The sequence below is a fragment of the Empedobacter sp. UBA1574 genome, from assembly GCF_002322895.1.
Taxonomy (GTDB): domain Bacteria; phylum Bacteroidota; class Bacteroidia; order Flavobacteriales; family Weeksellaceae; genus Empedobacter; species Empedobacter falsenii_B.
This window is the reverse complement of record NZ_DCOI01000032.1, coordinates 248,917-255,104: the sequence shown is the minus strand read 5'-3', so window position 1 is coordinate 255,104 and position 6,188 is coordinate 248,917. Positions and strand designations below refer to the sequence as shown.

The following is a 6,188-nucleotide window of genomic DNA, read 5'->3' as shown; positions in this document are numbered from 1 at the left end:
TTTTAGGGAAGATTACACATTTAATTTTATATTTGGTAGATTATTAGAATCAGAATAATAAGAAATATATCCTAATCCATTATTTTTCATTTCAATAGCATTTATTCCATTTGATAAAGGGTAGGAGATATCAGTTACATTTGCTTCGTTAGCAGAATCTCTAACACGTAAATATACACTTTCACCAGAAGGAATACCACTTACAAACATAACGCTAGTTGTTTTTTCCGAAAAAACTATTCCTGTTGGATTTTCGTAAGCATTGTAATTTCCAATTTTGTATTCTTTATTGATAGAAGCTATTGTTTTATATGCTTTATGTTCGTTAACACGATCTATTTTTTTGTATTTATTATCTAATAAACATTGTGCTAAAGATTTAACAAAAGGAGATGTAGTAATTCCATCAATTGTTTGTTGATTTACGCCTGAATTTAATTCTGAGAATAAATCATCTTTAAAAATTGTTGAATACTTTTTCTGATCAAACTTGTTTGAATTTTTTTGATAAAATTCCATCTTGGCAACACTTGCAAAATTTCCTTTGCCATCTAAAATTTCTAATTTGATAGAAGAAGGTTTTATTTGTGATGGAAAAGATATATTTCTTACATCATTTGTTTGCGTAAAATCTTGTGTAGAAATTTCAATATAAGTAGGGTCAGCTATAGTATTGTAACTAACTTTTACTTTTCCTAATAAACCATTTACTCCACCATCATTTCTTGGATAATAGATCATATAATCTAATGGTGTGTTTCCATCAAAAGCATAAATTAATGAAATAGGGAAAATTTTTTCAGTAGAATTGTAGTTAGAATGATAAAGCGTATTGTAATCTCCATCAAATGATTGCTCTATGTTTTCCCCTGTTTGAAAACTTGATGCTGACGAACCTGTAACTAATGGAGAAACTTTCATATCCTTATAGTTTGAGAACTCATTTGTTTGTATTACACACTCCGAAGCTATTGGAGTAATTTGATCAGACGAGTAAAACTCAACTTCCGCAGCACTCGAGAAATTTCCTAGAGCAGCATTCACTTTTATTCTAATGACTGCTGGATTGATAATTTCTTTATCAAAATCAAATTTTTTAGATGTAGAATCTCCAGCCCATGTTATAGCACTCGTAGTCGCTGTTTTGAAATTTGTTGGATCACCTTTAGTTGAATATAAAATTTCAACATTTGTCCAAATTCCATTAGTACCTGTTTGCCTTGGAAAATAGGCAAGGGATTTTATAGATTTAACTTGACTGTTGAAACTAAAATCTAATTGATCTGGGATTCCATTTTGATTCCATTTAGAATGGTACATTGTCGTTAATATACCATCTGCGCTAAAAGTAGCTTCATTACCACTTTGTGCCTCTTGTTTAGAAGTAACACTAGAAACGGGCATTTTGTATTCCTGCGCAAAAGAATCTATACCAAGTAAAATCATACTTAGTAGGAAGTAATTTTTTTTCATAAATAATTTGTGTTAATTGATATTTTGTTGTTTAGACAAGTTAATTAATACATTTTATTTATAATCAGCTAGGAACCAATTTGAAAAAAAAATAAGGAAATGTTAAGAAATAAAGAATCCCTTTCTTTAATAATACAATTAAGAAAGAGATTCTAACTATTAAAGACATAATAAATGAAAAGATTTTTACTGCTTTTTGATAATTGTATTATTATTTCCCTCAATTATTTGAGGTAATTTACCATTTTTAGATAATGCTTTACGATAATATAATGTATTTCCTTCGCCAGCTAATTCAGCAGAAGTTAATCCATTAACAGATATTGTATTATTTGTTCCCATGATTTCAACTTTGGTACAATCTCCTTTCAAATTGATCACATGTCCACTTCCGCCAACTTCTACTTTTTGTCCCTTACAATCTAACGTTAGTTTTTTATTATTTCCATCAATTTCTATCTGCGCAAAAGAAAGGTGACTAATAAATAACATCGTAACAGCACATAATAATTTATTCATTTTCATTGTGATTTCTTTTTTGGTTACTTTTTAGAAATCAAGAATCGTGCACTTTCAATTAATAAAATCTAACTTTACAAAAATTTAACAAAATGACTTTAGTTGAGCTAAAACAATTGTTTTTAGATAAATTGCAATTACTATATGATAAAGAAGAAGCTTCTCATATTTTCATGATTTATGTAGAAGATAAGTTGAATCTTGATTTATCTAGCCGAGATGAAATTGAATTAACGACTGAAATTTTATCAGATTTAGAACAATTAAAAAAAGGTCAACCTATACAACATATTACTGGAAAAGCTTTTTTCTATAACGATTTCTTTTTTGTGAATGAACATACATTAATTCCTCGTCCAGAAACGGAAGAATTGGTTGAATTAATTAGAAATGATTATGCTCAAAATCAAGATATTTCTATGATTGATTTAGGAACAGGAACAGGATGTATTCCTATTTCGTTGGCAAAATTATTTCCAAATGCAAATGTTTCAGCATTAGATATTTCTGAAAATGCATTGAAAATAGCACAATCAAATGCTGAAAATTTAAAAGTTAATATAAATTTTTATCACAATAATTTACTGGAAGACATTCAATTAAACCATAAATTTGATGTAATTATTTCAAATCCACCTTATATCCGAAATCTTGAAAAAAAAGAAATGCATCAAAATGTTTTGAATTTTGAACCTCATTTGGCGCTTTTTGTTGAAAATGATGATGCTTTAATTTTTTATGAACGAGTAATAGATTTTGCTAAAAATCATTTGAAAGAGAATGGTAAAATTTATTGTGAAATCAATCAATATTTAGGAAAAGAGACAAAACAATTATTTCAAAAATTTTATCAAAATGTAATCATTCATAAAGATATTTCTGGAAATGATCGTATGCTAAGTGCTTCTAATCAATAATTATCTATAAGAATCTTGTTTTATTTTCTGAAAAGATTTAATTTTAATTCAATAATCGTTCGCAATTTGGTATTAAAATTGTTAGAACTGATTCTATTATTAAAACAATAAAAAAAAACAACTATGAAAAAATTATTTGTATTAGTGGCAGTTGCTTCATTATCATTTGCTACTTCTTGTAAACAAGAAACTTCAAAAACAACTGAAACTAATGTAACTGTAGATTCATTAGCGAATGATTCTACGACTGTTATCAAAGAAACGACAACTACAACAACTACATTATCAGAAACTGATGCAAAAGCGAAAGTAGACGAAGCAAAAAAAGCTTTAGATGAAGCAAAAGCGAAAGGTGATAAAGCTGCAACAGAAGCTGCACAAAAAGCTTATGACGATGCTAATAAAGCGTGGATTGATGCAAAAGCTGCTGTAAATAATGCTGCGCAAGATGTAAAAGATGGAGTGAATAATACTGTAGATAAAGTAGATGCAAAAGCTAATCAAGCAAAAGAAGATATTAAAACTGTTGCAAAAGATGCAAAAGCTGATATCAATGCAGCTGCAAAAGATGTGAAAGCAGAAGCGAAAGAAGCTGGAGAAAAAGCAAAAGAAGGATATAACAATACGTTAGATAAATTAAAAGCGAAATAATTTCAAAATAATTATTGCTAACTTAGCCTTGAGAAATCTCAAGGCTATTTTTTTATGTTAAATTTTAGAGAAGCAACAAAGACAGATGCGTTATCAATTGCAAGATTGATGATGTTAGCGATGGATAAAATCGTTTATGATTTTATCGGAAAAACAGATTATGAAGAAGGAGTTTTATTCTTGAAAAAATTAATTGAACAAGAAGAAAATCAATATAGTTATCAAAATACAGTTGTTGTAGAATATGATAATCAATTTGCTGGAACAACAACTTTTTATGACGGAGGAAAATTAGAAGAACTTCGAAAACCTGTTTTAGAATTATTGAAAAATGATTATAACCAAATTATTCATCCGCAAGATGAAACACAAGCAGGTGAAATATATATTGACACAATTGCAGTTTCTGAAGATTTTAGAGGGAAAGGAATAGGTTCTAAAATATTGGATTATTTGATTGATGAAATAGGAAATAAGCAAGGCAAAACATTAGGTTTATTGGTCGATTTTACAAACCCAAATGCAAAGAAATTGTACGAAAGAAAAGGTTTTGAAGTGGTTGGGGAAAAAATGTTGATGAGCGAAAATCATGAATATATGCAGTATAAACCAAAACAATAGATAATAAAAAAAGAGCTTTTCTTAAAGCTCTTTTTTTATTTCATTACTCCTAATTGTGTTAAGATTTTTTCTTCGTACGGATCGATTGTAAATTGTTCAAATTTCACAAAATCTTTTCCATTTTTTAAGTAACCTAATTGATAATTTTGACGAATAACAGCTTGATTCTCGAAACTTTCTAAAATTGGTAATTCAGAAATTGGACCTAAAATTTGTTCGTTTTTGGTTGAAATTAAACCAAAATGCATCAAATAATTCTCTTTTGATAAGAAATATGGAAAATAAGCTAATATATCTGGACGCTCAATTTTTAGTGAAGTAGCTTCTCCAAAAGTGGCAAAATTTTGATCGACTGGCGTTAAATATTCGTATTGATAATCTATAATCAACTGATTATTTTTATCAATCATTCCCCATTTTCCATCTTTTTCAACTCCAGCTAAACCAGCTCTAAAATCTGTACAACCATCATATTCGAACGGGATCACAACTTGATTTAATAAATCAATAAAACCCCATTTTCCATCTTTTTTTACAGCACAAATATTTTCAATAAAATCACTTGTTAAATCATATTCGAACGGAATCAAAATCTGGTTAGATTTTGTGATAATTCCCCACTTATTCTCCTTTTGCGCGCTATAGGCATTAACAGTTGTGAGCACAAGTTTTTGATATTGAAACGGAATAATTACATTTCCTTCTTTATCTATTAAACCAAATTGATTATCAATAGATATTGGTGCCAAATTGTTGCGATCGAAAACAGTTAAATCTTCAAATGTTGTTGTTTCTTTGTGAACAAAATTGTCAAACTGGTCTGTATCTTTTGGTGATATTTTAGTCATAATTCTATAATTCGACGTAAAATTAATTAATCAAAAATTAATAGTTTGTATATAAATATTAAAAAATCCAATTTTAAACACTTTTTGTAAATTAAATTCTTCCTTTTGTAGGAAAGCTTAAAATATAACCTATGAATATTTTTACTAAATTATTTTTTACTGCAACTATTATAATGAGTAGTTTTGTTACAGCTCAACAAGATGGTATAAACATTATTAATTTACCGACTACGATAAATAAAGACTATTCTTTTGAAGGAGTATGGAAAATTTCGAATGATGGAAATACATCTAACTATAAAATATCTGGAGGAAAATTGACAAATTATTTAAACAAAACAAGTCAGACTTTATTTCTTGATTTATATTTTGCTCCATCAAAAACATCTGTAGATTTATATAATTTACCGAATAAAATCAATACAAACGCACAATTAGGGCAGTTAGAAGGAAATGGAACAAGCTTCAATAACGTTACTATTACTTTTAAAGCTTCAGATCTTGAAACATTAGCACAAGGAGATTATACACCAGTTTTGTTATTGAAAGAAAAAGAATCAGGTTCTATTTTGAATTATAAAGTTTTGAGTAGTAAAATTTCTTTAGAATCTAATAATATTTTAATTGATAAAGTTGTAAAGAATGTAGAATTACCTCAGGTTACAGATGCTAATACTTTAGCTTCTACAAAGAATATAGACGCTACTTTATCTGATATATATACACCTGTAGAAAGTTCTTTGAACATAGCGAATGTAAATAAAAAACTAAAATTAGTTGGAGGTTGGAAATTAGAAATTGATTTCAATTCGTTGATGGTTACAATTGGTGGAGTTGATAATTCTATACAGAATTTAGATTATAAACCTACAAATGACTTAAAATTAATGGTATATTTTTCAAATCAAAATATAACAGGAATTAAAGAAATAGATGGATTTGAACTTCTAAATCTAGATGTTTCACCAATTTCTGCTTTTACTAAAATTGAAAAGCTAAATTTTACTACAAATATCACAAAATTGGTTCCCGCAGGTGAATATTATCCTATTTTAGTATTAACTGAAAAAAATGAGGAAGGAAAATATGTGATGAAATCAACGTTAAGTTTAGGTGAGAAATATATTTGGCAGTAAAATCTAAATAATATAAAAATAAA

Annotated in this window: 7 protein-coding genes; 4 read left to right on the top strand and 3 right to left on the bottom strand. The window is 27.8% G+C overall.

The window, feature by feature from the left end; all coding sequences use genetic code 11:
• Window positions 1–12 precede the first annotated feature (12 nt).
• Both B3578_RS10790 and B3578_RS10785 read right to left on the bottom strand, forming a co-directional pair.
• Window positions 13–1,473 carry a discoidin domain-containing protein gene (locus B3578_RS10790; protein ID WP_291048603.1) on the bottom strand — a complete coding sequence of 487 codons (1,461 nt, stop codon included), beginning with the start codon at window positions 1,471–1,473 and terminating at the stop codon, window positions 13–15.
• Window positions 1,474–1,659: 186 nt separating this feature from the next.
• Window positions 1,660–1,992: a DUF3060 domain-containing protein gene (locus B3578_RS10785; RefSeq protein WP_160279610.1), complete on the bottom strand. Its 333-nt coding sequence runs from the start codon at window positions 1,990–1,992 to the stop codon at window positions 1,660–1,662.
• Window positions 1,993–2,084: 92 nt separating this feature from the next.
• Here B3578_RS10785 and prmC point away from each other — a divergent pair, with 92 nt between their 5' ends.
• From prmC to B3578_RS10770, 3 genes are all read left to right on the top strand, one after another.
• Window positions 2,085–2,909: a peptide chain release factor N(5)-glutamine methyltransferase gene (gene prmC, locus B3578_RS10780; RefSeq protein ID WP_125350425.1), complete on the top strand. Its 825-nt coding sequence runs from the start codon at window positions 2,085–2,087 to the stop codon at window positions 2,907–2,909.
• Window positions 2,910–3,032: 123 nt separating this feature from the next.
• A complete protein-coding gene (locus B3578_RS10775) occupies window positions 3,033–3,560 on the top strand; it encodes a hypothetical protein (protein ID WP_286494928.1) in 528 nt (175 codons plus the stop codon).
• 54 nt (window positions 3,561–3,614) lie between these two features.
• Window positions 3,615–4,181 (top strand): GNAT family N-acetyltransferase, encoded by a 567-nt coding sequence (locus tag B3578_RS10770; RefSeq protein WP_219033998.1) that lies wholly within the window; start codon window positions 3,615–3,617, stop codon window positions 4,179–4,181.
• 35 nt (window positions 4,182–4,216) lie between these two features.
• On the opposite strand, the gene B3578_RS10765 is transcribed toward B3578_RS10770, so the two are convergent.
• Window positions 4,217–5,029 carry a WG repeat-containing protein gene (locus tag B3578_RS10765; protein ID WP_221857095.1) on the bottom strand — a complete coding sequence of 271 codons (813 nt, stop codon included), beginning with the start codon at window positions 5,027–5,029 and terminating at the stop codon, window positions 4,217–4,219.
• A gap of 131 nt (window positions 5,030–5,160) precedes the next feature.
• On the opposite strand from B3578_RS10765, the gene B3578_RS10760 reads away from it, so the two are divergent.
• Entirely contained in the window at window positions 5,161–6,165 is a 1,005-nt protein-coding gene (locus B3578_RS10760) for a hypothetical protein (protein ID WP_286494927.1), read from the top strand.
• Window positions 6,166–6,188: the final 23 nt, after the last annotated feature.

What these genes read in the sequence shown, in the direction of transcription:
- B3578_RS10765 (WP_221857095.1), bottom strand. Translation starts at nt 5,029, where the DNA reads ATGACTAAAATATCACCAAAAGATACAGACCAGTTTGACAATTTTGTT.
- prmC (WP_125350425.1), top strand. Translation starts at nt 2,085, where the DNA reads ATGACTTTAGTTGAGCTAAAACAATTGTTTTTAGATAAATTGCAATTA.
- B3578_RS10770 (WP_219033998.1), top strand. Translation starts at nt 3,615, where the DNA reads ATGTTAAATTTTAGAGAAGCAACAAAGACAGATGCGTTATCAATTGCA.
- B3578_RS10760 (WP_286494927.1), top strand. Translation starts at nt 5,161, where the DNA reads ATGAATATTTTTACTAAATTATTTTTTACTGCAACTATTATAATGAGT.
- B3578_RS10785 (WP_160279610.1), bottom strand. Translation starts at nt 1,992, where the DNA reads ATGAATAAATTATTATGTGCTGTTACGATGTTATTTATTAGTCACCTT.
- B3578_RS10790 (WP_291048603.1), bottom strand. Translation starts at nt 1,473, where the DNA reads ATGAAAAAAAATTACTTCCTACTAAGTATGATTTTACTTGGTATAGAT.
- B3578_RS10775 (WP_286494928.1), top strand. Translation starts at nt 3,033, where the DNA reads ATGAAAAAATTATTTGTATTAGTGGCAGTTGCTTCATTATCATTTGCT.